At 63.8% G+C, this 22,804-nt stretch carries 26 protein-coding genes; 15 read left to right on the top strand and 11 right to left on the bottom strand.

What is annotated here, in order from left to right; all coding sequences use genetic code 11:
* Positions 1-60: 60 nt before the first annotated feature.
* From ACFX59_RS17080 to ACFX59_RS17065, 4 genes are all read left to right on the top strand, one after another.
* Entirely contained in the window at positions 61-468 is a 408-nt protein-coding gene (locus tag ACFX59_RS17080; protein WP_387434023.1) for a hypothetical protein, read from the top strand.
* Positions 458-1,288 carry an NYN domain-containing protein gene (locus ACFX59_RS17075; protein WP_387434020.1) on the top strand — a complete coding sequence of 277 codons (831 nt, stop codon included), beginning with the start codon at positions 458-460 and terminating at the stop codon, positions 1,286-1,288. The genes ACFX59_RS17080 and ACFX59_RS17075 overlap by 11 nt, the downstream gene beginning before the upstream one ends.
* Before the next feature lie 505 nt (positions 1,289-1,793).
* On the top strand, positions 1,794-2,144 hold the full coding sequence (locus ACFX59_RS17070) for a hypothetical protein (RefSeq protein WP_387434017.1): 351 nt from the start codon (positions 1,794-1,796) through the stop codon (positions 2,142-2,144).
* A 12-nt stretch (positions 2,145-2,156) separates the two neighbouring features.
* On the top strand, positions 2,157-2,819 hold the full coding sequence (locus ACFX59_RS17065; RefSeq protein WP_387434014.1) for a hypothetical protein: 663 nt from the start codon (positions 2,157-2,159) through the stop codon (positions 2,817-2,819).
* 27 nt (positions 2,820-2,846) lie between these two features.
* Here the strand turns inward: ACFX59_RS17065 and ACFX59_RS17060 are convergent, their stop codons facing one another.
* The 6 genes from ACFX59_RS17060 to ACFX59_RS17035 all read right to left on the bottom strand — a co-directional run bounded on the left by ACFX59_RS17060 (position 2,847) and on the right by ACFX59_RS17035 (position 6,286).
* Positions 2,847-3,368 carry a hypothetical protein gene (locus tag ACFX59_RS17060; RefSeq protein WP_387434012.1) on the bottom strand — a complete coding sequence of 174 codons (522 nt, stop codon included), beginning with the start codon at positions 3,366-3,368 and terminating at the stop codon, positions 2,847-2,849.
* A 13-nt stretch (positions 3,369-3,381) separates the two neighbouring features.
* Positions 3,382-4,179, bottom strand: coding sequence for a hypothetical protein (locus ACFX59_RS17055; protein WP_387434010.1), 798 nt, complete (start codon positions 4,177-4,179; stop codon positions 3,382-3,384).
* Positions 4,180-4,229: 50 nt separating this feature from the next.
* The gene (locus ACFX59_RS17050) at positions 4,230-4,790 is read right to left on the bottom strand and encodes a hypothetical protein (RefSeq protein ID WP_387434007.1); all 561 of its coding nucleotides are present in this window, start codon (positions 4,788-4,790) and stop codon (positions 4,230-4,232) included.
* A complete protein-coding gene (locus tag ACFX59_RS17045) occupies positions 4,783-5,016 on the bottom strand; it encodes a hypothetical protein (protein WP_387434005.1) in 234 nt (77 codons plus the stop codon). The genes ACFX59_RS17050 and ACFX59_RS17045 overlap by 8 nt, the downstream gene beginning before the upstream one ends.
* A complete protein-coding gene (locus ACFX59_RS17040; RefSeq protein ID WP_387434003.1) occupies positions 5,010-5,531 on the bottom strand; it encodes a hypothetical protein in 522 nt (173 codons plus the stop codon). The genes ACFX59_RS17045 and ACFX59_RS17040 overlap by 7 nt, the downstream gene beginning before the upstream one ends.
* 122 nt (positions 5,532-5,653) lie before the next feature.
* Entirely contained in the window at positions 5,654-6,286 is a 633-nt protein-coding gene (locus tag ACFX59_RS17035) for a hypothetical protein (RefSeq protein WP_387434000.1), read from the bottom strand.
* A gap of 95 nt (positions 6,287-6,381) precedes the next feature.
* Here ACFX59_RS17035 and ACFX59_RS17030 point away from each other — a divergent pair, with 95 nt between their 5' ends.
* The 4 genes from ACFX59_RS17030 to ACFX59_RS17015 all read left to right on the top strand — a co-directional run bounded on the left by ACFX59_RS17030 (position 6,382) and on the right by ACFX59_RS17015 (position 11,474).
* Complete coding sequence (locus ACFX59_RS17030) at positions 6,382-6,903, top strand: hypothetical protein (protein WP_387433998.1); 522 nt, start codon at positions 6,382-6,384, stop codon at positions 6,901-6,903.
* A 466-nt stretch (positions 6,904-7,369) separates the two neighbouring features.
* A complete protein-coding gene (locus ACFX59_RS17025; protein WP_387433995.1) occupies positions 7,370-8,956 on the top strand; it encodes a hypothetical protein in 1,587 nt (528 codons plus the stop codon).
* On the top strand, positions 8,953-11,058 hold the full coding sequence (locus ACFX59_RS17020; protein WP_387433992.1) for a hypothetical protein: 2,106 nt from the start codon (positions 8,953-8,955) through the stop codon (positions 11,056-11,058). Before ACFX59_RS17025 ends, ACFX59_RS17020 begins: the two co-directional genes overlap by 4 nt.
* Complete coding sequence (locus tag ACFX59_RS17015) at positions 11,055-11,474, top strand: hypothetical protein (protein WP_387433990.1); 420 nt, start codon at positions 11,055-11,057, stop codon at positions 11,472-11,474. Before ACFX59_RS17020 ends, ACFX59_RS17015 begins: the two co-directional genes overlap by 4 nt.
* A 29-nt stretch (positions 11,475-11,503) precedes the next feature.
* Here the strand turns inward: ACFX59_RS17015 and ACFX59_RS17010 are convergent, their stop codons facing one another.
* The 3 genes from ACFX59_RS17010 to ACFX59_RS17000 all read right to left on the bottom strand — a co-directional run bounded on the left by ACFX59_RS17010 (position 11,504) and on the right by ACFX59_RS17000 (position 14,774).
* The gene (locus ACFX59_RS17010; protein ID WP_387433987.1) at positions 11,504-12,721 is read right to left on the bottom strand and encodes a tyrosine-type recombinase/integrase; all 1,218 of its coding nucleotides are present in this window, start codon (positions 12,719-12,721) and stop codon (positions 11,504-11,506) included.
* A gap of 171 nt (positions 12,722-12,892) precedes the next feature.
* Complete coding sequence (gene dnaN / locus ACFX59_RS17005) at positions 12,893-14,008, bottom strand: DNA polymerase III subunit beta (protein WP_307101139.1); 1,116 nt, start codon at positions 14,006-14,008, stop codon at positions 12,893-12,895.
* A 151-nt stretch (positions 14,009-14,159) separates the two neighbouring features.
* Positions 14,160-14,774 carry an outer membrane beta-barrel protein gene (locus tag ACFX59_RS17000; RefSeq protein ID WP_309697803.1) on the bottom strand — a complete coding sequence of 205 codons (615 nt, stop codon included), beginning with the start codon at positions 14,772-14,774 and terminating at the stop codon, positions 14,160-14,162.
* Between the two features lie 141 nt (positions 14,775-14,915).
* Between ACFX59_RS17000 and ACFX59_RS16995 the strand changes: the two genes are divergently transcribed.
* The 4 genes from ACFX59_RS16995 to ACFX59_RS16980 all read left to right on the top strand — a co-directional run bounded on the left by ACFX59_RS16995 (position 14,916) and on the right by ACFX59_RS16980 (position 18,322).
* Positions 14,916-15,575: a histidine phosphatase family protein gene (locus tag ACFX59_RS16995; RefSeq protein ID WP_387433983.1), complete on the top strand. Its 660-nt coding sequence runs from the start codon at positions 14,916-14,918 to the stop codon at positions 15,573-15,575.
* A complete protein-coding gene (locus ACFX59_RS16990; protein ID WP_309697807.1) occupies positions 15,572-16,042 on the top strand; it encodes a hypothetical protein in 471 nt (156 codons plus the stop codon). Before ACFX59_RS16995 ends, ACFX59_RS16990 begins: the two co-directional genes overlap by 4 nt.
* Positions 16,043-16,129: 87 nt before the next feature.
* Positions 16,130-17,314, top strand: coding sequence for a 23S rRNA (adenine(2503)-C(2))-methyltransferase RlmN (rlmN, locus tag ACFX59_RS16985; protein ID WP_387433979.1), 1,185 nt, complete (start codon positions 16,130-16,132; stop codon positions 17,312-17,314).
* Between the two features lie 249 nt (positions 17,315-17,563).
* On the top strand, positions 17,564-18,322 hold the full coding sequence (locus tag ACFX59_RS16980; RefSeq protein ID WP_387433977.1) for a sulfite exporter TauE/SafE family protein: 759 nt from the start codon (positions 17,564-17,566) through the stop codon (positions 18,320-18,322).
* Here ACFX59_RS16980 and ACFX59_RS16975 read toward each other — a convergent pair.
* Together ACFX59_RS16975 and ACFX59_RS16970 are read right to left on the bottom strand one after the other, a co-directional pair.
* A complete protein-coding gene (locus tag ACFX59_RS16975) occupies positions 18,313-18,711 on the bottom strand; it encodes a hypothetical protein (protein WP_387433975.1) in 399 nt (132 codons plus the stop codon). The genes ACFX59_RS16980 and ACFX59_RS16975 overlap by 10 nt on opposite strands.
* A gap of 561 nt (positions 18,712-19,272) precedes the next feature.
* Positions 19,273-19,893, bottom strand: a complete 621-nt coding sequence (locus ACFX59_RS16970; RefSeq protein ID WP_307101151.1) for a flavin reductase family protein — start codon at positions 19,891-19,893, stop codon at positions 19,273-19,275.
* Between the two features lie 25 nt (positions 19,894-19,918).
* Here ACFX59_RS16970 and ACFX59_RS16965 point away from each other — a divergent pair, with 25 nt between their 5' ends.
* From ACFX59_RS16965 to ACFX59_RS16955, 3 genes are read left to right on the top strand one after another with little or no spacing between them, the layout of a single operon-like run.
* Complete coding sequence (locus ACFX59_RS16965; RefSeq protein WP_387433972.1) at positions 19,919-20,653, top strand: cytochrome b/b6 domain-containing protein; 735 nt, start codon at positions 19,919-19,921, stop codon at positions 20,651-20,653.
* Positions 20,650-21,402, top strand: coding sequence for a molybdopterin-dependent oxidoreductase (locus ACFX59_RS16960; protein ID WP_387433969.1), 753 nt, complete (start codon positions 20,650-20,652; stop codon positions 21,400-21,402). The genes ACFX59_RS16965 and ACFX59_RS16960 overlap by 4 nt, the downstream gene beginning before the upstream one ends.
* Before the next feature lie 18 nt (positions 21,403-21,420).
* Positions 21,421-22,647, top strand: coding sequence for a class I SAM-dependent methyltransferase (locus tag ACFX59_RS16955; protein WP_387433966.1), 1,227 nt, complete (start codon positions 21,421-21,423; stop codon positions 22,645-22,647).
* Positions 22,648-22,804: the final 157 nt, after the last annotated feature.

Genomic DNA, 22,804 nt, shown 5'->3' with positions numbered 1-22,804 from the left:
GACGGTCGCACTCGCGGATCATAGCCTCGCTTCTTGATATCCAGTGAGGGCGGGAACTGAATGTACGATCAAATAATGCTCGAGCCGCGCCGCGGCGATGACCAGTGGAATAAAGATTATGATACGCTTGTAGCTGCTTGGAGAGAGGTACAGGTCTGCCCCGCCCCAATAGCACGATTCTCGACAACGGCTGATCACATTGGCCATTTCTATTTTACCGCTGGGCCTGCCGGAGCTGCTGCATTCTACCTGACGAAAAGAGCATTCGATGTGCTTAACATCTGGATGCAGGGCCGTGCGGGTCGCAAGGTTCACGTTCGGCTTGCAGATGGCACTGAGCTATCAGCCACTACGTCAGACGAATTGATCAAGATCGCGAGCGTCGTGGATAAATTCCGTACGCCTGTCGGCGCGGTCCCTGACAGAGCGAAGACTGAAATCGAGCAAGGTTCCGCCCATGACGCATGATGCAGACGGGTCCTTCAGGACGCCGGATCGACGAATTGCGCTGCTGATAGATGCAGATAACGTATCGCACGTGAACATTGCAGCCATTCTTGCCGAGCTATCGAGGTACGGCACGGCGAACGTCAGGCGCGCTTATGGTGACTGGGCAAGTGCAGGCCTCAAGGGGTGGAAGGACAAGCTCCACGACTTCGCTATAAGGCCGATCCAACAATTCAGCTATTCCGCGGGCAAGAACGCCACGGACATCGCACTCGTCATTGACGCAATGGAATTACTGTACACGCAGAAGCCGGAAGCATTCTGCCTCGTCTCCAGCGACGCCGATTTTACCCCGCTTGTGATGCAGCTGAAGGCGAATGGACATGAGGTTTACGGGTTTGGGGAGCGCAAGACACCGTCGCCATTCGTCAACTCCTGCACGACTTTCCTCTACCTAGATACGCTGGACGGTGGCGTCGACCGACCGGCTGCAGCGGAAGCATCGTCCGCCGTCGCCAGCAGCGATGCCACTCCCATACCGGACATGATCGACGATCAACCGCCAGCGGGTCGACGACCTCTATCGCAGGACACCAAGCTCGTCACGATCCTACGCGGTGCAATCGAGGCGTCCGCCCATGAAGACGGCTGGGCGGCGATGTCCGCCGCTGGCAGCGCGGCTAAGCGACAGGCGTCGATCGACCCTCGCAACTATGGCGTCAAAAACTTCGCCGCGCTCTTCGCTGCCACCGGGCTGTTCGAGATTATCAAGGTTGAAAACGGGCAGCCGTTCGTCGCGGACAGGCGAAATCGGGATCGATCGCCGAAGCCGATTCGTTGACCGGCTGGAGTATCAATTAGCAACTGCAATGGAAGCGGTTGCCGTGGTTGCGGATCGCGCGGCCGATGATTTCGGCTCGACTTCCGGTCCACTTCGCCATTCATGCCGCTCATAACCTTAGAAGTCCGGGTCCATCCGAAAAATCCGTCGCCATCCTGAAATTGGTGACCTATATTCCACGATGCACGGGAAGCGGTTCCCGAGCCGGGGCGTGGAAACCCTGAACGAGAGTCGGTCGAAAGACCAATGACGGTCGAAGAGCTTCTTCGGCCGGGTGGCGGACACGTATGTCCAGACCACCCGGTTAAAGGTGCCCGCGCCAGCTCGTTCTGGTTTCCAACACCCGGCTCAGGGGGCCGGCATCCCGTTTCACGGGATGCCGCCGACTGAGGTGGTGTCCTTCACTTCGGAGGGCGACGATGATTGGGAATCAAGCCGGATACATGAAGACGCTGGTCAAGACGGCCATCACGACGGGTTCAACGCTGACCAAAGGGGTCTGAGCGTGCCGGTCCAGACCGTACCGTTCGTCCCGATCTTCATACTCGGTGGCATCTTTCTGATCGCTCCGGGCATGATCGTGACGCTCTTCACCAATTCTGATCCGCTCGGCTTCGCCGTCGTGATGGCGACCGCCATTGCCGCGCTTATCCGCCCGACAGCGTCCTGGATGCTGTTCGCCGTACTGTGCTCGATGCGCACCGTGCCGTTCATCGTCGCCGCGCTGACGGCCGTCGCGATGAAGATCGGGCTGGCAAAGCACGGCCTGCCCTACCTGATCGCATATATCGTCATCGGCGGCGTGGCGCAGCTGCGCATCCGCTCGCTGCGGCGATCGGGCGAAATCGACATCTGAAAAGGAAGCATCATGAAGCATGTGATGGCGCTTGTCCTCATGGCGGCGCAGCCGGTGGTGGCCGGTCAGATCGGCGTGGACGCCGCCGCGACACAGACTGCCAAAGGAACTCCCGCCACCTTCGACCTTGCTGGCTTCCGGCTCGGAATGACCGAGGCGGACGTCGAAAGGGTCATGAGGGAACGCGGATTGATCGTGAAGCGGCGGACGCGGACTGACACGTTCGAGGATCGCGTCCGCAAGGCAGTCAATCTTTGGGGCGGGCGGCTACCGCTGAAGGGCGGCAGCGTCCTGGACAGCGCCGAATTCGACGACGGCAAGGGCGGGAAGGTGATGATCAGCACGTTCGTCTGGTCGGATGGCGCGCGTGTGCGCAACGTCGCCTATCTGCCGCCAGCGGGAACGGATCCCGCAGCTTGGCGCACACTGCTGGTCAGCAAGTACGGCGCGCCGTCCAAGGACAGCGACGGCATCGATGGCGAGGGGCTGCATGCGATGTGGTGCGGTCGAGCCGCATGTCTGGGACACGGTGAAGCGTTCCGGCTCGCTGCCGACGTAGGATCGCAAGGCGGCCAGATCACGCTGGCGCAACCGGAGGGGACATCGAGCAGGATGATGGCACTGATCGAGCAGGAAGCGTCGAGGCGTGGTACGGGTGGCAGGCCGGCGCTTTAAGGCAGAGAGGGCGCCGCGCGTTCGTCACTATCGAGCGTGCGGCAGCCACACCGTGATGGTCGGCATATGAAGAAGCATCGCCGTGCCCATTGCCGGTGCAACACAGTCCAGAGGTTTCATCCCGCGTATAATGATGTCCTTACCCTGAAATAGCGGGTGGCCGAGAATCAAGAAGGCATCGAGATTAGAGACCGACATGACCGTCGCTGGCAGCACGACGTCGACCAAGTTCAGCACGCTTGTCGAACAGTGATAGAAGGCCTTTTCTCCCATCTGGATCACGCACCGCAGGCCATCCGCTGCCAGGCTGGCCTGTATCACGACGCGACGGTCGACCGACCTGATCGCATCGTCCTGCCACAGCGATTGCTTCAGGATACGTTCGACGAACTTGGCGAGAGGTACTTCGCACTCGACGAGCGCGGCGAGGAGGATAACTGGCAACTGGATCGTGTCCAGGGCGGGCCGCAGTCGGTTCTGAGAGGTTGGAACGCGCGTGACCGCCGCGACGATGGCGTCGCGGCGGTCGTCGAAGTGCGGCGTGTCCATCGAACCGCGCGCGTCAGCTGCGGGCGTCGAGATCGATCGCGACCGAGGGCGCGGGATTTTCATCAGCGCCACGACCGAACGCAGGGTCGGATGCGATCAGCGCGAGCAGATGCTGCGTGAGCGCCTGCGATCCGGACTTCTTCGCCATCTCGCCCCATGCGCTCCATCGGTACATGCGGCCGTAGAGCCAGTGATACAGACGATCTCGCGTCGCGCGGTCGGGGCAGGTAACGGTCCAAGTGGTGCGCGCCATCGGGATCACGTCGTCGGGATCGCGGTGCAGCATCGCGATCCGATGCTGGCGCCACCGGTCCTCGCGCACGATGGCGTATGGGTATGCTGCGCAGGGGCCGTCAGTCGCCTCGTAGGTGTCGCGATCGCATTCCGTGGGCGAGTCCGGCGGACCGAAGGCTTGAAGGGCTTCGGCCCCGACCGGAATGGCGGCGAGTTCGGGCGGACGGGTGGCGAGGAGCAGGCGCACCACTGATGCGCCTTCATTTGTGGCGCCCGCGCCGAATGGACCGGGGGCCGGCTTGAGCAGACCTACCGCCTGCAGCCAGTAGGTGTGCCACCGATAGAATTTGTCATTGCCACCATACAGACCGACCACGTCTTCGCCGAACGGCACGATAGGGCCGATCTTCGACGCCATGATCGCGAGGATCAGCTCTAGCCCCTCGTCGACGATCTTCGAATTCTCGGTGCTCATCTGAAGGCGACCGCGCCAGAGCGCCTCCCGCAGCGTGCGCCATTCCTGCTCGTGCTCGTCGACGATAACGATGCCCTGATATCGGGGCTTTACGGTCCGCATCCAATGGCCCCAAGGGAGCCTCGGATCGTGCTGGATGTCAGCGCCGGGGATCATCGGTCGCTCTCCAGGGCCTTTAGTTCCGCAGCGAGATCGGTGCAGATGCCGTACAGCGTCTGCGCATCACGATAAGTCTGGCGGATGCCGAGACGCTGCGCCTCTGCAGCGTGCTTCGCGTCGTCAGGGACCAGATCGGTCAGGCGATTGCAGACGGTCCCGACCCACCACAGGTCGTCATGATGGTGGGTGTTGCCCCGGACGTGGCAGATCGATCTGCTCGCTGGGCCACGCTGGTCGCAGGGCGCTGCATAGTCGAGTCCACCAGGGACGGAGACGACATCCGGGGGAATGGCGTCCGCCTCGTAGCCAAAGAGCATATGTCGCCTGGGCAGGCCGACGTACGCGCCGAGATGCCCGCCGCGTTCGCGTCGGATGATGCAGCAGTATCCAGTCGCCCGGTCGGTCCACGCGATCTTGTCAGGCTCGACGCGCCACGGTCCCGCGTTGGTCGGCTGTATCGCCGGCTCATGATAGGCGATGTCCATGCGCTGGCCGCCGATCACGACGTCGCTTCTGGTCGATGCCGCCGGAGCGAACTTCTTGCGCTTAGCCATGGGTCCCTCCCGCGACGGCGAGGGCAACCCAGAGCCCGCCGGCGACGATGCCGCAGCCGACTAGCAGCATGAAGATCACGGCCGCGAGCAACACCGTGGCGCTCATTGCCCCGGGACCCTGAGGGATCGTCAGGATTTCACGACAGGCGTTGAAAGTGGTGCCGATCGAGCCGCAGCCCGCGAGGGCCACGCCGATGCCGAAGACGAAGAGCGGATCGCTTACCACTGAACCTCTCCTGAAACGAAGGGCTGCTGGTGGCCACGCGCGGACTGCCACCAGTCGATGCTCGACAGCGTCGTCTGGTTGAGCAGCGCACCGCGCTCCGCCAGCCACGTGCTGCCGACCCAGATGCGGCATTCGGGGTCGAGGGAGACGAAGGGCTCGCTCAGCGCCTTGAGCAGCATGATCGACCCAAGAGGGTCGCCCTGACGAGCGGAAAGCGCAGCGCAGCTGCCACCAATCTCATAAGCCAGGCCGAGCATCATGCCGTCGAGCTGGAAGTATGCCGCCGCGAGATCATTCCAGGTGGGGGCAAGCTCGTCCCCGGCCAGAGTCGTGAGCTCGGCGATGAGCGCCGGCGGCGCCAAGCGGCTGACCGAGATGATGGAGATGACCGCAGTCTCTACGATCTTCGCTTCCACAAGGAAGCCCTCGCAGGAGAGGGTGCGCCACCAGCTTAGGGGGCCGCTGCCCCTAGAGCCGAGCGCATCGAGCTGGTCTTCGAGTGCGATGTTCCTCATGTCGTCGAACTCCGTTCGCGGCGCGGCAGTCGGGCGCCGTCGTTTCAGGATGGATCGATGTCTCATCCAGAAAACGCAGAACGTAGAGGGAACGGTTTGGACTCATGGGTGAAGGAAAAATTTTAGGACTCCATGCCTTCCTTCGGGACGGTCCACTGCTGGCCGACGTGGATCACGGCTCCGCCCCTGTCACGCATCTTGGCGAGCAGTGGCGACACGACGGTACGCGGAACCTTCAGGTGGAAGCGTTCTTCGATCGCCTTCACGATCGACGACACTCCCAGGGGGACTGGCGATGATCGGAGCACCTCCAGAACCATGTGGCGATCGGTAGGGGCGCCGATCGCCGCCTTGCCCTGCCGTCGATTGGGGCGTCCCAGACCTGGTCGATATATGCCAGCGCTCAGCCTGATGTCCCCGGCCGTGAGGAATGCGCTCAGCGCGGCTTCCATCTTTCCGGCTGTGACTGAAATGCCGGTGGTCTTATCCACCTCGGTCGCGAGGTCGCTCGCCGAAATCCCATCGTCGCCAGCCTGTGCGATGATGGCCAGTGCCGTGTTGATCGGGAGCCGACCGTAGGGGACGCCTTCGCCTATGTCGGCTCCCACGAGCCTGGCCAGGCTGATGCCGGTCTCCTTGCGGCGAAGGTCGAGATCGTCGAGCGCCTTGCGCCGAACATTCATCTCGACGGTAAGCTCAATGATGCGCTTCGCTTCCGCGACGATCAGCGCGGAACGCTCGTCTTCATTTTTCATGGCGGGCTTCCTTTCCCTCGGACTTCTAGAGGATTAAATTATATGGTCACTAAAGTCTGATTGACGGATGATCGTGCGATCGTCATGGTCACGGCATGAGCGAATCGCACAAGCACCGGTCCCGACAGGTCACTTTCGACCTCGACGATCTCTATCGGCAGCGCGCCGAGACGGCGGAGCGCGCGGCAGACCTGCAGCGGCAGCTGAACGAGGCCGTCCTGCAGGGCGCTGGCCTGGACGCGCTCATCAGGCTGTCGGAGGAGAAGCTGGGACTAGCTCCAGCTAGGTCACCGGCTTCCGGGGTGGTGCCCATGAGGTCGACGAAGAGGCGTCCCACGCATCGCGCAATGCTGATGACAGCGATGAGTCAGGCCCAAGGTCCGCTCGGCGTCCGCGGGCTAATTGACGCGGTGCAGGATCAATTCGGCGAGACAATACCGCGCACAAGCGTGTCGCCGCTGCTGCGGAAGCTCGCGGCGAAGGGGGAGGTCGTCCACCATCCCGATGATGCCACCTGGTCGCTTGGCGATGTCGATCTGGCATTGCTTGGGAGGGAGGCGAACGGCGAAGTCGTCAGGTTCCGCGGTCCCAAGACCGCGAAGCGCAGGACGGCGTGATCGAACTTACACCGGAGGGAAGGTGCGGGGCCGCCGTTAGCGGCGGCGGCCCCGCGGACCGCTTCTTTCGGGGTTTCTCAGACCTGCTAGGAGACTGAAGATGAACCCGACCTAGAGGAAGTCCTCCAGACCACACCCGAGGCAAAGCGGCGGAGATTTGCGTCGCATGTAAGCCTCGTAGGGTCAAGGAGCATGCTGCTAGTCCGAGAAGGCGATTTCTGGATGGGACGAGGTCTCACCCGGAACCGTTCACCCTGCGTTCCGTTTAGAGGGGCGATTAGGTCTCCGAAGGAACTGGTGGCCCTGATTTGGTCCTTCGACCTACGTTGCTATTGGATTGGGTAGGTCGAAGCACTTTGCTGGCGACGAGGCAGGCACTCGCCCTCCTTGTCGCCGCTTTAACTTATCTGATGTCGCCGCACGCGAGTGCGACGCAAGGACAAATCACGTCAGGAGATGCACGCGGATGAAACTGCGACTTGCTGACCAGTCATCATCTTCACCGAGATCGACACCCTACCCCGCCCGCTTCGTCCGTAGCAAGGCTGGCGTAGAGTTTAATGTCACTGAATCTTCGTGGCGTATTTCCCCCGATCACGTGGTGGATCTGGAGATCTTCGCATATCACGACCTCATAGACGAGGGTGTAAGGGCCTTTCTTGAGCATCATCTTCGCGTGAACTCTGCTTCCTATGTCGCCAGTCAGCGGGCGATGCTTCGACCTCTGGGCGAGGCAGGCGTTCAAAGCGCCGTGCATAGTTCGATGGAGCGACTGGGCCATCTGGACCGAGGCGTCCTGGAGGCTTTCAGCGACGCAGTGGATCTGACAGTCGCCAAGCACATAAAGCCCAACTACATCGGCGCGTTCGTACGCATGTACCTTATGGCGAACGATCTCGGGATTGACGGTTTCGATGATGATGTAGCCGCTGAACTCGACGAAATGGTCATTGGCAACAATCCGATAGGCCAGGCTGTCTTGTCCAACGACCCGCAATCGGGCCCGATACCACGTCGTGAAATGGACGCTCTGCTGGTGAAGCTCCGGGACGCGACGGAGCGTCGCCTGATCCCCACCACTCACCTGGCGGTGACTTGGCTATTCATCTGCTTCGGCTGCAACAGCAAGAATCTGCGGCTTATCCATGAGAGCGACTGTTCCGTCGTCGACGTGCCCGATGGCGAGCCCATTTATCAGGTGCAGGTTCCGCGCATCAAGAAGCGCACCAGGGGGGAGCGAGATCAGTTCAGAACGAGGCAGGTGCCCCCGGTGGTCGGCGACGTCCTGGACCAGCTAGTTACTGACAACCGCCACCAAGCTCTATACCGCGACAAAATCGACCGTCAGCGGTTCGATTGGCCCCTCTTTCGTGCCCCCAAGGCACGGGAAGATCTGCTTCACGGCGCCTTCGACGCCAGTGCCTTCCGGGTTGAGGCCAACTGGCCCGGTATGGTTCTCAAGGAAGTCGCGGAGCTTCTCGACCTCAAGGCGTCCAACGGAAGCCGGCTTCGCCTGACCCCCAGGCGTCTTCGTTACACTTTCGCTGCAAGACTGGTGGCCGATGGTGCCGCTCCACGTGATGTTGCGGATGCGCTCGACCATAGCTCGCTCCATTATGTCATGGTGTACTTCAACGCCCGGCTGGATGCGGTGGAGCAGATCGACAAGGCGGTCGACAGCTTCCTAAGCCCGGTAGCGGATGCGTTCATGGGTCGGATTGCGCTGGACGAGGCTGATGCTAGCGGAACGGGACGTCCGCTACGTCGCATTTCCCATGTGAGCCCCACGATGAACGCGATGCGCGCCGTCGGGTCGTGCGGCGAACTGGGCGACTGCGAGAAGCATGCGCCCACGGCCTGCTATGATTGCCGGGTCTTCATTCCCTTCGTAGATGCGGACCATCAGGCGGTCCTTGACGACCTTCTCCTACAGCGTGAGCGGAGGCTCGCGAACGGCGACGACCCTCGCTGGACCCAGATCAACGACCGCGCGATCGCTAATACGAAAGCGATCATCAGGCGGTGTGCGGAAATGAAGGATGCTCGCGAATGAGCGACACGTCCAATCCGCACATTTCCAGGCGCTCCTCCGTCGCCGTGGTTCGCCCGTTCGCCAGCGCGGCGGAGCGTAGCTGCAGCGAGAACCTGTCTCGTCTGATCAAGAAGGCAAAGCAGGCGAACGTACTCAAGGCAGAAAGCTGGGACAGCCCCCGTTGGGATCTGCGACGAAAGAGCAGAGCCTCGTCAGCGGGTGACGGCGGCCTGTGCTTCACCATCGACCCATCGACCAAGGGCAACCTCGCAGCGCCCTTTCCGCCCCGCTACATGGATTTCGTCAAGGCTCTCGTCTGCCGATATGAGCAGAAGGAAGTCGGCGGGTACGCAGCCTCGAACCTCCAGCAGGTGATCAGGGCCGCCTCGTTCCTATTCCTGCAGCTTTCGCCGGACCGCGACGACGCCGACGTGACCCTCGTCACCGCAGGCCACCTCGAGCGTGCCGCCGTCCGAGCGTCAGAGAGCATGGGCGCCGGATACAAGAACATCAGAACGAAGCTGATATTCATAGCGAACCTGCTCGTGCGGGACGGCATCGTACCGCTGGCGCTTTCCTGGAAGTGTCCTCCAGTGTCGTATAACGACCGCCGCGCGGTGGCACCCGACGAAGATCGACTGCGCAACGACCACATGCCCTCGCCCGACGTGCTGGACGCGATCGCCGATCTCTCGTTGCGGACCGATCTCGACGATCGCGATCTGCTGCTGGTCCGGATCGTCGACCTGCTTGTCTGCGCGGGCTTCCGAATCAACGAGGCGCTGACCCTTCCGAACGACTGCCTAGTGGAAGAGGCCGCGCTGGATGAAGACGGCATCCAGCTGCTTGACCGCACAGGCGCCCCGCTGGTCCGCATGGCGCTTCGATATTGGCCGGAAAAGGAGGGTCATTTCGAGGTCAGGCTGAAGCCGATCCCGACCGTCATGCAGCCAATCGTGCGGCGAGCCCTAGCGGATATCCGCAGGATCACGGATCCCCATCGAGCAGTGGCATCGTACCAGCGTCGTCATCCTGGCCGTACGCTACTCGGCGAGCCCTGGGACAGCCTTCCAGCGGACTCCGTGCTGTCGACGTACGAACTTGGACTGGTTCTCCAGCTCGGCCGCGGAAAGACCGAGTTGCCGCGGCAGCGAGTTCAGAGCCTAGCCAATCAGTACCTCGAAAATCACGCCAGCACTCTGCCGAAGGCAAGAGGTGCTCGAAGTTTCGAGGTCAGCAAGCTCGGTTTGGAAGCTCATCTGCGTGGCAGGTCGCTTGCCGGAAACATTCTTCGCGCCGGCGAGGGCGTTCAGGACATAGCCGATAGCCTGTGCGTGGTTTCGCACCGATTCGTCCATCGTCACCACAAGACCGGCACGCCAGGGACAGCTCAGCTGGTGACCGACGCCATGATCGATGTCTTCCTTGGAGGACTGAAGAGCAAGACGCAGAAGTCGATCTTCGACCGCCTCGGGTACTCTGGCTCGAACGGAGCCAAGCTGTCGGTAGATACACATGACTTCCGACACTGGCTCAACACGCTCGCCGAGGAGGGTGGACTGTCGGAGATGGAGGTGGCGCGATGGTTCGGCCGTGCCGACATCGGTCACAACCCCGCCTATCAACACATGCTGCAGTCGGAACGCGTCCGGCGCATGCGGAAGTACATGGAGGACGGCAAGGCGGAAGGACCGATCGCCGACGCCGTAGCCCGCATCAACGATCCGATACGCCGAGCCGACTTTATCGCGAGCACCACGGCATCCGCCCATGTGACCGACTTCGGGATCTGCGTTCACCCCTGGAATGTTTATCCTTGCGCCAAGCATGGTGCCTGCGCCGGATGCGGCGATCTACGCGTCATCAAGGGTGACGAGCAGTCGCAGCAGCGTACTTCCCAGCGCTTGACCGCCGTCGAGGAGCAGCTCGCGATCGCGCGTGAGGCGATGACGGCCGAGGAATGGGGTGCCGACCGTTGGGTTGCCGCCCATGAACGGGAGCGGGACAGCCTGAAGCGCATCATGGCTGTTCACGACGGGCATCTGGACCCTGGCACTATCGTGCACATGCCGAGTGGCTCATCGGCTGCCAAGCCTAGCCCAACCGCTGGTAGATCAAGGTGAGCGGAACGCCTCTGTCGAAGGTCGAGGTGTCGCGCATCCGTAGCGCGGTCGACCGACTGTCCGCCACTACTCGACCAACGTGGGCGATCGTCGTCGAGATCGCCAAGGAGATCACAGGCCGCGACTTTACGAGACAGGCGCTGTGCGACCACAAAAGCATCGAAAACTCCTACCACAAGCGACTCAAATCCTTCCGCGAATCTAGAAGGACAGGGCGATGCAAGAAGGGTGACGATGTTGAAAGTCCCGCCGATCGGAGCAATCGTCTGCTCAAGGAGGAAAATGAAATCCTACGGAAGACCATTGCCGAGTATGATCGCCGATGGAACGCCATCTTCGCTCATCTGCACCTCAAGGGAATCGATGTTCGAAGTCTGCCGACATCGCTCCCGCCGATTAGCCGTGAGGGCCGATAATCATTGTCGGGGTATCCAATAGGTGGGTCTCAACGCTTGGCCGCTATCAAGCTATCATTCGACCGGCGAATGAAGGCTTGGGTCTGTTGGCTCAACATGAAGCCTGCATAGTGCTCAATCATTCTCGACCTCTGCGACCAGCCCTTCTTTTCCCTGTGAGCCCGATCGCTCTCGACCTTGTCCCTATTCTCTGCCTTGTCGAGTTCCACCCATCGTTCGCTGTCGTCAGCACGGAGAACGTGCTGAGTGATGTTCGCCAGCTGGGGGAACGATGCGCCGAGCGTCGCATAGATGTCACGCAGACGACGGCCCGACAGGGGGGTCCCGCCGGTCGAAATGAATATGAAGCCGGTTCGCCGGGCCGAAGCCGGAAAATTCGCCCTGCCCTTCGTCTTTCCGTCCCTGTGCCGCATCCATGCGGCAAGCGAATCTGCCACTTGGTCCATCAACGGGATCGTGCGGCCGAGCGTCTTCACCAAGGCAGGTTCCGATCGCGGGTCCTCGGCATCGAATGGGCGACGCTCAATCGTGACGGTCCTGTCGGCGCTCCGATCGTCGAATTGCGGGCGCTTCAGGCTCAGCGTCTCGCCCGCTCTAGGACCGAGATAGTACGCGAGCATAAGGATGGCATAATTACGGATCCGCAGCTTCGGCGTGAATGGGTTCTGCGCGTGGTCAGGGTGGATCACCTCCAAGAAGAGTTCCCGCTGCGCGGGCGTGAGTCCCTTACGTATGCTGCTGTTCGCTGCAGGACCTGTTTCCCGGGGACGCCGCTCCTCGACCAGCCGATCGAAGTCCCTCCTTTCGTCCACAAGCAGACCTCGGGTCTGCTTGTCCGCTCGCTGCTGGAACGGCTCCTGAAGCCAATAGAGATAATCCATGAAGGCGGTGAAATAGCTTCCCGCCACAGCCGCTCCTATCTGTCCCTTACCGTCAAGCCGCTCCTCACAGGCCCTTGCGAGCTTGTCGAGCTCGAGGCGATCAAAGATCATGCCGGTGGTGGCAAGGCGCCGATCGATGTCGATATGCGACTCCGCAATGAATGCGACACCCCGGGCAATGCCCCGGACGTGGTTCTCCATCGTAGCGTAGGCACGTCCTTGGGGACGCAACCATGTCGTGACGTAAGCCGATACACGAGCGTCTGGAACACCAGCAGCATCGACAAGCTGCGGGACGCGCTCGCCGTCGTCGTACCGGCACTCCCGGATGACGCTACGGTGCAGGGAAGGGTGATGGTCGGACATGGTAACCATCAACCCTGGACAGTAGAAAAGGTGCCGTCGCCACGCCTAAGTTTACAAAAGCCAATTATGGCCGTCTATTTCCACAGGAACTTTACATTCTACGCTATCAGGAATGGTCTATTCCACGATTGTCCAAGGCGTGGCAACTTTACACTTCTCAATTATGGCCGTCTACACCCGCATCGGCATCAGCACGTAGAGCGCAGGCGCCTTGTCATTCTCGCGGATCAGGGTCGGCGCGGCGGCGTCGGCCAGGTGGACTTCGACCAGGTCGCTGTCGATCTGCGCCAGGATGTCGAGGAGGTAGCGGCTGTTGAAACCGATCTCGAAGCCCGGCGCGGTATATTCGCCCGGCACCTCTTCCGATGCGGTGCCGTTTTCGGGGCTGGTCACCGACAGGGTGATCCGGTCGCGGTCCAGCGCCATCTTCACCGCCCGGGTCTTCTCCGTCGCGATGGTCGAGACGCGGTCGACGCCCTGCATGAACGCCTTGGGATCCAGCTTCAGGATCTTGTCGTTGGCGGTCGGGATGACGCGGCTGTAATCGGGGAAGGTGCCGTCGATCAGCTTGGAGGTCAGGATCGCCTGGCCCAGGTCGAAGCGGATCTTGGTGCCCGACAGCGACACGCCGACCGAGCCGTCCACCTCGTCGAGCAGCTTGCGCAGCTCGGCGACGCATTTGCGGGGCACGATCACGTCGGGCATCCCCTCGGCGCCCTGCGGACGCTCGATGGTGACGCGCGCCAGGCGGTGGCCGTCGGTCGCGGCGGCCTTCAGCACGGGGGCGCCGTTATCCTCGGCGACGTGCAGGAAGATGCCGTTCAGATAATAGCGCGTCTCTTCGGTCGAGATGGCGAAGCGGGTCTTGTCGATGATCTGCTTGAGGAGTTCGACCGACAGCTCGAACTGGGTGGGCAGTTCGCCCTCGGCGATCACCGGGAAGTCGTCGCGCGGCAGGGTGCCCAGCGAGAAGCGCGCGCGGCCCGCGACGATGGTCATGCGCCCCTCGGCGGCGGTCAGCTGGACCTGCGCGCCCTCGGGCAGCTTGCGCGCGATGTCGAACAGCGTGTGCGCCGACACGGTGGTCGAACCCGGCTGGTCGACGGCGGCGGCGACGCTGTCGTTGATCTGGAGGTCGAGGTCGGTCGCCATCATGCGCAGCTGGCCCTCGGCCGTCGCCTCCAGCAGCACGTTGGAGAGGATCGGAATCGTGTTCCGCCGCTCCACCACCGACTGGACATGGCTCAATCCCTTGAGCAGCGTTGCGCGTTCGATCGTCGCCTTCATCTCGAAATCCCCCGCCGGAACGACCGCATGGTCCGATTCCGATAGTGATAAATGGCCTTGGTTCCTACCCGCGAAGAAGGGGCCGGAGCAAGGCTCCGACCCCTCCAACATTGGGGTAAAACCACCGTTAATGTGGAAAACCCGCGATCCTTTAGAAACGCAGGCCCAGCCCGGCCATCAACTGGTGGCGGTTCGGGTTGATGCCGACGCCGTCCAGCTCGTCATAATGCGAGTAGCGATATTCGCCCTTCACGAAGGTGTTCGGGCTGATCGCATATTCCAGGCCCGCGCCCAGGCGATAGCCGCCGACTTCCTGCGAATTGACGGTGGTGACGCCCGCCGTGGTGTAGCGCGCATCGAACTTGGCGTTGGTGTAACCGGCCTTCAGATAGCCCAGCGCGACCGGCGAGATCACATAGCCGACGCGCGCACCGGCATAGAGATCGCGTCCCGCGCCCAGGCGGAATTCGTCGCCCGCGACGCGGATGCCGTTGCTGCGCGTGTCCGAGCTGCTGCCCGAAATCTCGCCCTCGGCACCCAGGATCACCGGGCCCGCCGGAATGTCATAGCCGATGCCGGCGCCGTAGAGCACGCCGTCGCTCGAACTCTTGTCCTGTCCCTGACGGTCGTTCAGGCTGTCATAGCCGATCAGCCCTTCGACGCGGAAACCCGTGAAGGGCTGGCCCGTGGTCGTCTGGGCGGCGGCGGGGGCCGCGGCGGCGATGGCGGCCGAGGTCGCCAGGGCGGCGAGCATGAGCTTACGCATAACTTACTCCGTTACTGTACAGGCCGCCGTTACAGGTGGCGGTCGCACGCTCAATGACGGGAAAGCGCCTGCGTTGCATGAACCTCAGCTAAACAGGAAAAAGCGTTGCATACGCGCAACAGCCGCGACAGGGATGCGGCCATGGCGACCCCCGATGCCCTGCCCGCCCGACGCGGCCGCGACTATATCGCCCGGCATGGCGAAACCGTCTTCAACCGGATTGGACGCATCCAGGGCGACCGGGTCGACCTGCACACCCCGCTGACCCGCAAGGGCTTTGCCCAGGCCGAGGCGATCGGCGCGATGCTGCGCGAACGGTTGGGCGAAGGTCCCGTGGGCGAAGGTCCCGCGCTGACCCTCTGGTCCTCGCCCGCCGGCCGCGCGTTGCAGACGCTGGCGGTCATCGCCGAGCATCTGGGGCTGGACTGGCACCGGACGCATCAGGATGTCCGGCTGATCGAACTGGGGTTCGGCAGCTGGGGCGGCCGCACCCTGGCCGAGCTGACCGCGATCCATGGCCCCGTCGTCCATCCGCACGGCATGGCGGTGGGCGCCCCCGATGGCGAGACCTATGCGGCGATGGCCCAACGGCTGGGGCGATGGATGGCCGATACGCACGACCATGACGGCGATCGCCTGATCCTGATGCACGGCCTGTCCAGCCGGGTGCTGCGCGGGCTGCTGCTGGGCCTGGCCGACGACGTGCATTGCGGCGTGCCGGTCGCCGAGCGCTTGCCGCAGGGATCGATCGTGATGATCGAGCGGGCGCGCGAGACGCTGGTCCACCGGCCTTCGGCATGAGACGGCTGGCGCTGATCCTGCTGCTCGCCGCCATGCCCGCCTCCGCGCGCGAGACGATCGGCATCTACAAGGGCTGGGGCGCGTTTCGCGATCCGGGTCGCTGCTATGCCATCGCCCGGCCGGTGCTGGCCAACGGACGGACGGGCGGTTTCGCCAGCGTCGGCACCTGGCCCGCCAAGCGCCTCCGCGCCTCCTTCGCGCTGCGGCTCAGCCTGCCGCGCGACCGCGAGACGCCGGTGACGCTGTCGATCGGCGAGCGGCGCTTTCCGCTGGTCGGCACCGACCGGCTGCTCTGGGCGCCCGATGCCGCGACCGACCATGCGCTGGTCATGGCGATGCGGTCAGGGCGCAGCATGAGCGTCTCGGCGGTCGATCCCGGCCGCCGCCCCTTTGCCGACACCTATGCGCTGGCGGGCGCGGCGGCGGCGATCGATGCCGCGACTCTGTCCTGCGTGACGCGTCCTTAGCCATCCATCGGGCGCGTCCTCGTACCAGTGGAAATGGATGCGATTTTGCGCTATGGCCACGCGATGCAGACAGTTTCGGCCGCCCCCATGCCCATCCCCGGGCACATCGATCCCGTGCCCGTGCCGCGCGGCGTGCAACCGCGCCCCGATGGCCGAGCCGACCTGATCGGGCTGACCAAGGACCAGTTGCGCGAGGCGCTGCTGTCCGGCGGCATGGAGCTGAAACAGGCCAAGCTGCGCTCCAAGCAGATCTGGCACTGGCTCTACAATCGCGGCGCGACCCGCTTCGCCGACATGACCGACATCGCCAAGGCACAGCATCCCTGGCTGGAGGAACGCTTCGTCATCGGCCGTCCCGACGTGGTCGAGGCGCAGGTGTCGAGCGACGGCACGCGCAAATGGCTGCTCCGTTCGCCCGACGGGCAGGATTACGAGATGGTGTTCATCCCCGATGCGGATCGGGGTACGCTGTGCGTGTCGAGCCAGGTCGGCTGCACGCTCAACTGCCGTTTCTGCCACACCGGCACGATGCGCCTGGTCCGCAACCTGACCGCGGGCGAGATCGTCGGGCAGGTGATGCTGGCGCGCGACTCGCTGGGCGAATGGCCCAGCCAGCCCGAGGGCCGCATGCTGACCAACATCGTGATGATGGGCATGGGCGAGCCGCTCTATAATTTCGATGCGGTGCGCGATGCGCTGAAGCTGGTGATGGACGGCGACGGCCTGGCGCTGTCCAAGCGTCGCATCACCCTGTCGACCAGCGGCGTCGTCCCGATGATGGCGCGCGCGGGCGAAGAGATCGGCGTGAACCTGGCCGTCTCGCTCCACGCCGTGACCAAGGACGTGCGCGACGAGATCGTGCCGCTCAACAAGAAATACGGCATCGAGGAACTGCTTCAGGCGTGTGCCGACTATCCGGGCGCCAACAACGCCCGGCGCATCACGTTCGAATATGTGATGCTGAAGGACAAGAACGACTCGGACGCCGATGCGCACGAGCTGGTCCGGTTGCTCCGCCACTATAAGCTGCCCGCCAAGGTGAACCTGATCCCGTTCAACCCCTGGCCCGGCGCCGATTACGAATGCTCGACCCCGGAGCGGATCCGCCGCTTCTCCGACATCGTGTTCGAGGGCGGCATCTCCGCGCCGGTGCGCACCCCGCGCGGGCGCGACATCGATGCGGCGTGCGGCCAGTTGAAGACCGCCGCCGAGAAGAAGAGCCGCGCACAGCTCGACCGCGAGGCGGAAGAGAAGTTCGCGGCTTTGGGCTGATCTTTTCCTCCCCTGCAAGGGGAGGTGGCAGGCCGAAGGCCTGACGGAGGGGTGTCCCGCTATCGAGAGGGAGTGGCACGCTGGATTGCCCCCGGCAATCCTCAAACCCGCGGGGCGGGTTTGACCTGCCACTCCCCTCCGCCATGCGGCGCATGGTCCCCCTCCCCTTGCAGGGGAGGGATGCCCAATTGCTTGCCGCCCGCCCTCGGTTGAGGCACGGAAGCCCCGCACCATGCGTTACCCGCCCCGATGATCGACTGGACCTTTCTCGCGCTCGCCGCCGCTGGGGGCTTTGTCGGGGGTGCGATGAACGCGCTGGCGGGTGGCGGCAGTTTCTCGACCATGCCGACGCTGATCGCGCTCGGCCTGCCCTCCACCATCGCCAACGCCACCTCCAACGTCGCGCTGCAACCCGCCGCGATGGCCAGCGTCTGGGCCTATCGCCATGGGCTGGAGCCGGTGATGGGCGTGTCGATGCGCCGGATGGCGGCGATCACCTTCTGCTTCGCGCTGCTGGGCAGCGTGCTGCTGTTCCTGACGCCGCCGCGCGCCTTCGACCTGATCGTGCCATGGCTGTTGCTGACCGCGACGATCGCCATCGCCGCCGGGCGCCATGCCTCGGACTGGCTGGCGCGCATCGCCCGGCCCGGCCCCCGCGCGCTGATCGGCGCGCAGGCGGTGCTGGGCATTTACGGCGGCTATTTCGGCGGCGGCATCGGCATGATGCTGACCGCCGCCTGGGGCCTGTTGTCGGGCCGCAGCCCGGCGCAACTGGCCGCGCCGCGCACGCTGATGCTGGCGACCGCCAACGCGGCCGCCACGCTGGTGTTCGTCGTCACCGGCATGGTCGCCTGGGCCCAGTGCCTGCCGATGCTGGCGGGCGGGATAGCGGGCGGGTGGAGCGGTGCGCTGATCGGGCGCAAGCTGCCCCCCGGCCTGATCCGTGGCTGGACGCTGCTCCTGACGACGGTGACGACGGCGGTGTTCTTCTGGCGCGGCTATGCCTGACCGGCTTTGAGCGGCAGCGCGGCGGGCATCGACTCCATCTCCGCCACCAGCGCCCGCATCGCGGCCTCTTCCTTGCGGAGCCACTGCGCGATCTCGAAGCGTATCTCGGCGGTGGCGTGGCGATAGCCGACCCAGTCCTTGACGATCGCCTCGATCGGCCAGCGCGATACGAAGCCCGAGATGCGCTGGCGATAGGCGGGGATATGCGCCTGCAAGGCCAGCCAGCCAGCACCGCCGGGCGTATGAGCCAGCCGCTCGGCGGCGGGCAGCGCCGTGCCGGTCAGCCAGGTCGCACGCTGGCGACTGACATTGGAGATCAGCCAGCGGTTGCGACTCAGCGCAACGGGATCGGGCGCGGACGCGCCGCACAGGGCGCGATGTTGGGTCATAACGCGCGTCAATTCTTCGCGCATGTGCAGCCATTCGGACAGCATAAGGGGTGCCTCGACACAATCGGGACCGCATGGCGCCCTGCCCTGGTCGAGCCCCACCCCGGCCCGGACCGCCGCAAGGAACATGCGGTGAGAAATAGAGTTCGCGCCAGGATCGACCCACCCCCGGTCATCCCGCGCCATCGCACCAGCATATTATCGAATCATCGCATGCCTCCCATTGGGCAGGCATTTTGGGCTCTATAATCTAAATCAACGTTTAATGGCCGCGCCGGCCGCCTCCCCTGCGGGTCGATGGTGAAGCCAGTCGCGGTGCAGCCAGCCTTCTTCCCTCTCCCCTGGACAGGGGAGAGGGTTAGCGAAGCTTGCCAGCCTGCTGGCTAGCGCAGCTCGGGTGAGGGGTTGAGCGAGCCTAAAGGCTCGCGCGCTCGCTAAGCGAGCGCCACCCCTCACCCAGCTCCGACTAGGCCTTTGCTTTCGCAAAGACCAAGTCTGCGCAACCCTCTCCCCTTTGCGAGGGGCGAGGGACGGACTGGCATCGCCGAATATCGATCCGCCTTAGTCGGGCCGCCGCATCTCGAAGCGGGCCGCCTCGGTCACCTCGAAATAATCGACCGGGCCGCCGCCGCGCAGGATCGGGCGGGCGCGGGCGGTCTGGTAGATTCCGTTTTCGATCAGATCGGCGGCGATATGGATGCCCACCGCCTCGCCGATGACCAGCCACTGGTCGAGCGCGCGCCCTTCCTTGGTCTCCAGCCGGACGAGCTGGGTCAGGCGGCATTCGAACGACACCGGGCTCTGGGCGACGCGCGGTGCGGCGACCAGCCGCCCGTCCTCCGCCGCCACGCCCGCCAGCGCGAATTCGTCCACCTCCGCCGGGACATGCGATGCACTGGCATTCATCGCATCGGCCAGCGTCATGGTGGCCAGGTTCCAGGTGAAGACCTTGGTCTCCGCGATATTGGCGACCGAGTCCTTCCACCCCTGCGACGAAAAGCCGATCAGCGGCGGACGGTAGTTGAAGACGTTGAAAAAGCTGTAGGGTGCCAGATTGTTGACCCCCGCCGACGAGCGGCTGCCGATCCAGCCGATGGGCCGGGGGGCGACGATCGCGTTCAGGGGATCATGGGCCAGCCCATGGCCGTTGACGGGTTCGTAGAAATGCCAGTTGTCGATCATGGATGGTCACCGAAAGGGAGTGCGAATGGAAGCCGGAACGCCGACCGAGCCGGAAAGACCCCGGAAGGGGCCCGGAACCGTCATCCGTCGTCATGGATGGGTGACGCGGGTCTGGCACTGGGTCAATGCGGTCGCGGTGCTGATCCTGCTGGGATCGGGGCTGGGCATCTCCAACGCGCATCCCCGGCTCTATTGGGGACGCTATGGCGCGAATTTCGATCACGCCTGGGCCAGCCTGCCGCATTTCCCCGGCTGGATCACGATTCCCGCGCGCTACAACCTGGCGATCTCGCGCCGCTGGCACCTGTTCTTCGCGCTGGTGCTGGGGTTCGGACTCCTCGTCTATATGATCGGGGGGCTGGCGACCCGGCATTTCCAGCGCGACCTGCGCATCCGGGCGCGCGAGCTACGCGCCGCCGCGATCCGGGCGGACCTGGGGCGGCACCTGGCCTTTCGCTTTCATGACGAAAAGGACCCCCGCGCGTACAACCTGTTCCAGAAGCTCAGCTATGTGCTGGTCCTGTTCGTCGCATTGCCGCTCGCCATCCTGACCGGGATCGCACTGTCGCCGGGCATGAACGCCGCCTGGCCCTGGGTGCTGGAGATATTGGGAGGGCGGCAATCGGCGCGCTCGATCCATTTCATCACCGCCAGCGTGCTGGCGCTGTTCACCATCGTCCATCTCGTGCTGGTCATCCTGGCAGGTGCGGGCAACGAGATGCGTTCGATGATTACCGGCCACTGGAGGGTTCCCGAATGAGCGCACTGATTCGTCGCCGGGCGATCCTGACCGGCGGGGCCGGGCTGTTGCTGGCCGGATGCGACCGGATCATCGAGCAGCCGACCGCGCGCAAGATCCTGTTCGCGGGCGAGGATATGCAAAAGGGGTTGCAGCGGGCGCTGATGGACCGGGGCGCGCTGGCGCCGGAATATCGCCGCGACCAGATGTCGCCCTATTTCCGCACCAACGGCACGCGCGATCCGGGGACGCCCGAATATGCCGCGCTGGTGGCGAATCGCTTTCAGGACTGGCGGCTGAAGGTCGGCGGACTGGTCGGCACCCCCCTCTCGCTCTCGCTGCGCCAGATCGGCGAGTTTCCGGCCCGCCGCCAGATCACCCGCCATGATTGCGTCGAGGGCTGGAGCGCGATCGGCGAGTGGATGGGGCCGATGCTGGGCAATGTGCTGAAGGCGGCGAATATCAGCGACCGGGCGCGCTACGTCGTCTTCACCTGCGCCGATCTCTATGGCGGCCAGCCCTATTACGAATCGCTCGACCTGATCGACGCCTTTCACCCGCAGACCATCCTGGCCTGGGGCATGAACGGGCGGATGCTGGACGTCGGGCACGGCGCGCCCTTGCGCCTGCGGGTCGAGCGGCAGCTGGGCTACAAGCACGCCAAATATCTCATGGCGGTCGATGCGGTCGAAAACCTGTCCAACATAGGTTTGGGCAAGGGCGGCTATTGGGAAGACCATGTCGATTATGACTGGTACGCCGGAATTTAAGGCACTAGTCGGTGCCATATGGCGCTGATCGATCTCTTTCTGTCGCGCGCGGTCCGCAAGGGCCGCCTGTCCCTCACCCATCATGACGGCACCGTCCGCGAATTCGGTACGCCCGATCCCGGTTATCCCGACGTCGCGATCCGCTTCACGGACTCGCGGGTGGCGGGGCAGATCGTCCGCAACCCCGCGCTGGCGGCGGGCGAATGTTTCATGGACGGTCGCCTGCTGGTCGAGAAGGGCGATGTCCGCGACCTGGTCGAACTGCTGACCGCCAACGACAAATGGGAAGCGGGCCGGGCCAATCTCAACCCGTCCTGGCTGGTGCGGGCGGCAGGCGCGGTCAAGCACCGGGTCGACCGGATCAATATGGAGCGGCGGTCGAAGAAGAACGTCGCGCATCATTATGACCTGTCGGGCACGCTGTACGAGCTCTTCCTCGACACCGACAAGCAATATAGCTGCGCCTATTTCACCGACCCGCAGAACGACCTGGAGCGGGCCCAGCGCGACAAGAAGGCGCATATCGCCGCCAAGCTGGCGATCGAGCCGGGGATGAAGGTCCTCGACATCGGCTGCGGCTGGGGCGGCATGGCGTTGTACCTGCACCAGAAATGCGGCGCCGAGGTGCTGGGCGTCACCTTGTCCGAGGAACAGCTGAAGGTCGCGCGCGCGCGCGCCGAGGCGCTGGGCGTGTCGGACAAGGTGAAGTTCGAGCTGATCGACTATCGCCGGGTGGAGGGGCGGTTCGACCGCATCGTCTCGGTCGGCATGTTCGAGCATGTCGGCCCGCCGCAATACCTGACTTTCTTCCGCAAGTGCCGCGACCTGCTGACCGAGGACGGGGTGATGCTGCTCCACACCATCGGGCGCTTGAGCGGACCGGGCGTCACCGACGACTGGACGACCAAATATATCTTCCCCGGCGGCTATAATCCGGCCCTGTCCGAGATCGTGCGCGCGCAGGAGGGGATGCGCATGTTCCTGACCGATGTGGAGGTGCTGCGCTGTCATTATGGCTGGACGCTCGACATCTGGTACGAGCGGACGGTGGCGGCGAAGGACCGGATCGTCGATCTGTATGACGAGCGTTTCTACCGCATGTGGCTCTTCTACCTGGCGGGCGCGGGCGCGGCGTTCCGCAACGGGGGCCTGTGCAACTATCAGGTCCAGCTGACGCGCGGCCGCCTGTCGGTGCCGGTCACGCGCGACTACATGTTCGAGGGCGAACGCGCGCTGCGGGACTGAAATCTGGGCGCCCGCCCCCTTCCCAGAAGGGTGTTCGCGTTTTCAAGTGTTAGGTCGAATCGACGTTCAGAATGCGTCTTCTTCCCTCGCCCCTCGCAGAGGGGAGAGGGTTGCGCAGACTTGGCCTTTGCGAGAGCAAAGGCTTAGTCGGAGCTGG

Origin of the sequence: Sphingomonas sp. NCPPB 2930, from assembly GCF_042867205.1 — a bacterium.
GTDB lineage: Bacteria > Pseudomonadota > Alphaproteobacteria > Sphingomonadales > Sphingomonadaceae > Sphingomonas.
Note: the sequence above shows the minus strand (reverse complement) of the source record. Positions and strands in the feature narration are given on the sequence as shown.

Coding starts and splice junctions, on each gene's coding strand:
- ACFX59_RS17080 (WP_387434023.1), top strand. CDS start 61: ATGTACGATCAAATAATGCTCGAGCCGCGCCGCGGCGATGACCAGTGG.
- ACFX59_RS17075 (WP_387434020.1), top strand. CDS start 458: ATGACGCATGATGCAGACGGGTCCTTCAGGACGCCGGATCGACGAATT.
- ACFX59_RS17065 (WP_387434014.1), top strand. CDS start 2,157: ATGAAGCATGTGATGGCGCTTGTCCTCATGGCGGCGCAGCCGGTGGTG.
- ACFX59_RS17060 (WP_387434012.1), bottom strand. CDS start 3,368: ATGGACACGCCGCACTTCGACGACCGCCGCGACGCCATCGTCGCGGCG.
- ACFX59_RS17055 (WP_387434010.1), bottom strand. CDS start 4,179: ATGCGGACCGTAAAGCCCCGATATCAGGGCATCGTTATCGTCGACGAG.
- ACFX59_RS17050 (WP_387434007.1), bottom strand. CDS start 4,790: ATGGCTAAGCGCAAGAAGTTCGCTCCGGCGGCATCGACCAGAAGCGAC.
- ACFX59_RS17040 (WP_387434003.1), bottom strand. CDS start 5,531: ATGAGGAACATCGCACTCGAAGACCAGCTCGATGCGCTCGGCTCTAGG.
- ACFX59_RS17035 (WP_387434000.1), bottom strand. CDS start 6,286: ATGAAAAATGAAGACGAGCGTTCCGCGCTGATCGTCGCGGAAGCGAAG.
- ACFX59_RS17030 (WP_387433998.1), top strand. CDS start 6,382: ATGAGCGAATCGCACAAGCACCGGTCCCGACAGGTCACTTTCGACCTC.
- ACFX59_RS17025 (WP_387433995.1), top strand. CDS start 7,370: ATGAAACTGCGACTTGCTGACCAGTCATCATCTTCACCGAGATCGACA.
- ACFX59_RS17020 (WP_387433992.1), top strand. CDS start 8,953: ATGAGCGACACGTCCAATCCGCACATTTCCAGGCGCTCCTCCGTCGCC.
- ACFX59_RS17010 (WP_387433987.1), bottom strand. CDS start 12,721: ATGTCCGACCATCACCCTTCCCTGCACCGTAGCGTCATCCGGGAGTGC.
- dnaN (WP_307101139.1), bottom strand. CDS start 14,008: ATGAAGGCGACGATCGAACGCGCAACGCTGCTCAAGGGATTGAGCCAT.
- ACFX59_RS17000 (WP_309697803.1), bottom strand. CDS start 14,774: ATGCGTAAGCTCATGCTCGCCGCCCTGGCGACCTCGGCCGCCATCGCC.
- ACFX59_RS16995 (WP_387433983.1), top strand. CDS start 14,916: ATGGCGACCCCCGATGCCCTGCCCGCCCGACGCGGCCGCGACTATATC.
- ACFX59_RS16990 (WP_309697807.1), top strand. CDS start 15,572: ATGAGACGGCTGGCGCTGATCCTGCTGCTCGCCGCCATGCCCGCCTCC.
- rlmN (WP_387433979.1), top strand. CDS start 16,130: ATGCCCATCCCCGGGCACATCGATCCCGTGCCCGTGCCGCGCGGCGTG.
- ACFX59_RS16980 (WP_387433977.1), top strand. CDS start 17,564: ATGATCGACTGGACCTTTCTCGCGCTCGCCGCCGCTGGGGGCTTTGTC.
- ACFX59_RS16975 (WP_387433975.1), bottom strand. CDS start 18,711: ATGACCCAACATCGCGCCCTGTGCGGCGCGTCCGCGCCCGATCCCGTT.
- ACFX59_RS16970 (WP_307101151.1), bottom strand. CDS start 19,893: ATGATCGACAACTGGCATTTCTACGAACCCGTCAACGGCCATGGGCTG.
- ACFX59_RS16965 (WP_387433972.1), top strand. CDS start 19,919: ATGGAAGCCGGAACGCCGACCGAGCCGGAAAGACCCCGGAAGGGGCCC.
- ACFX59_RS16960 (WP_387433969.1), top strand. CDS start 20,650: ATGAGCGCACTGATTCGTCGCCGGGCGATCCTGACCGGCGGGGCCGGG.
- ACFX59_RS16955 (WP_387433966.1), top strand. CDS start 21,421: ATGGCGCTGATCGATCTCTTTCTGTCGCGCGCGGTCCGCAAGGGCCGC.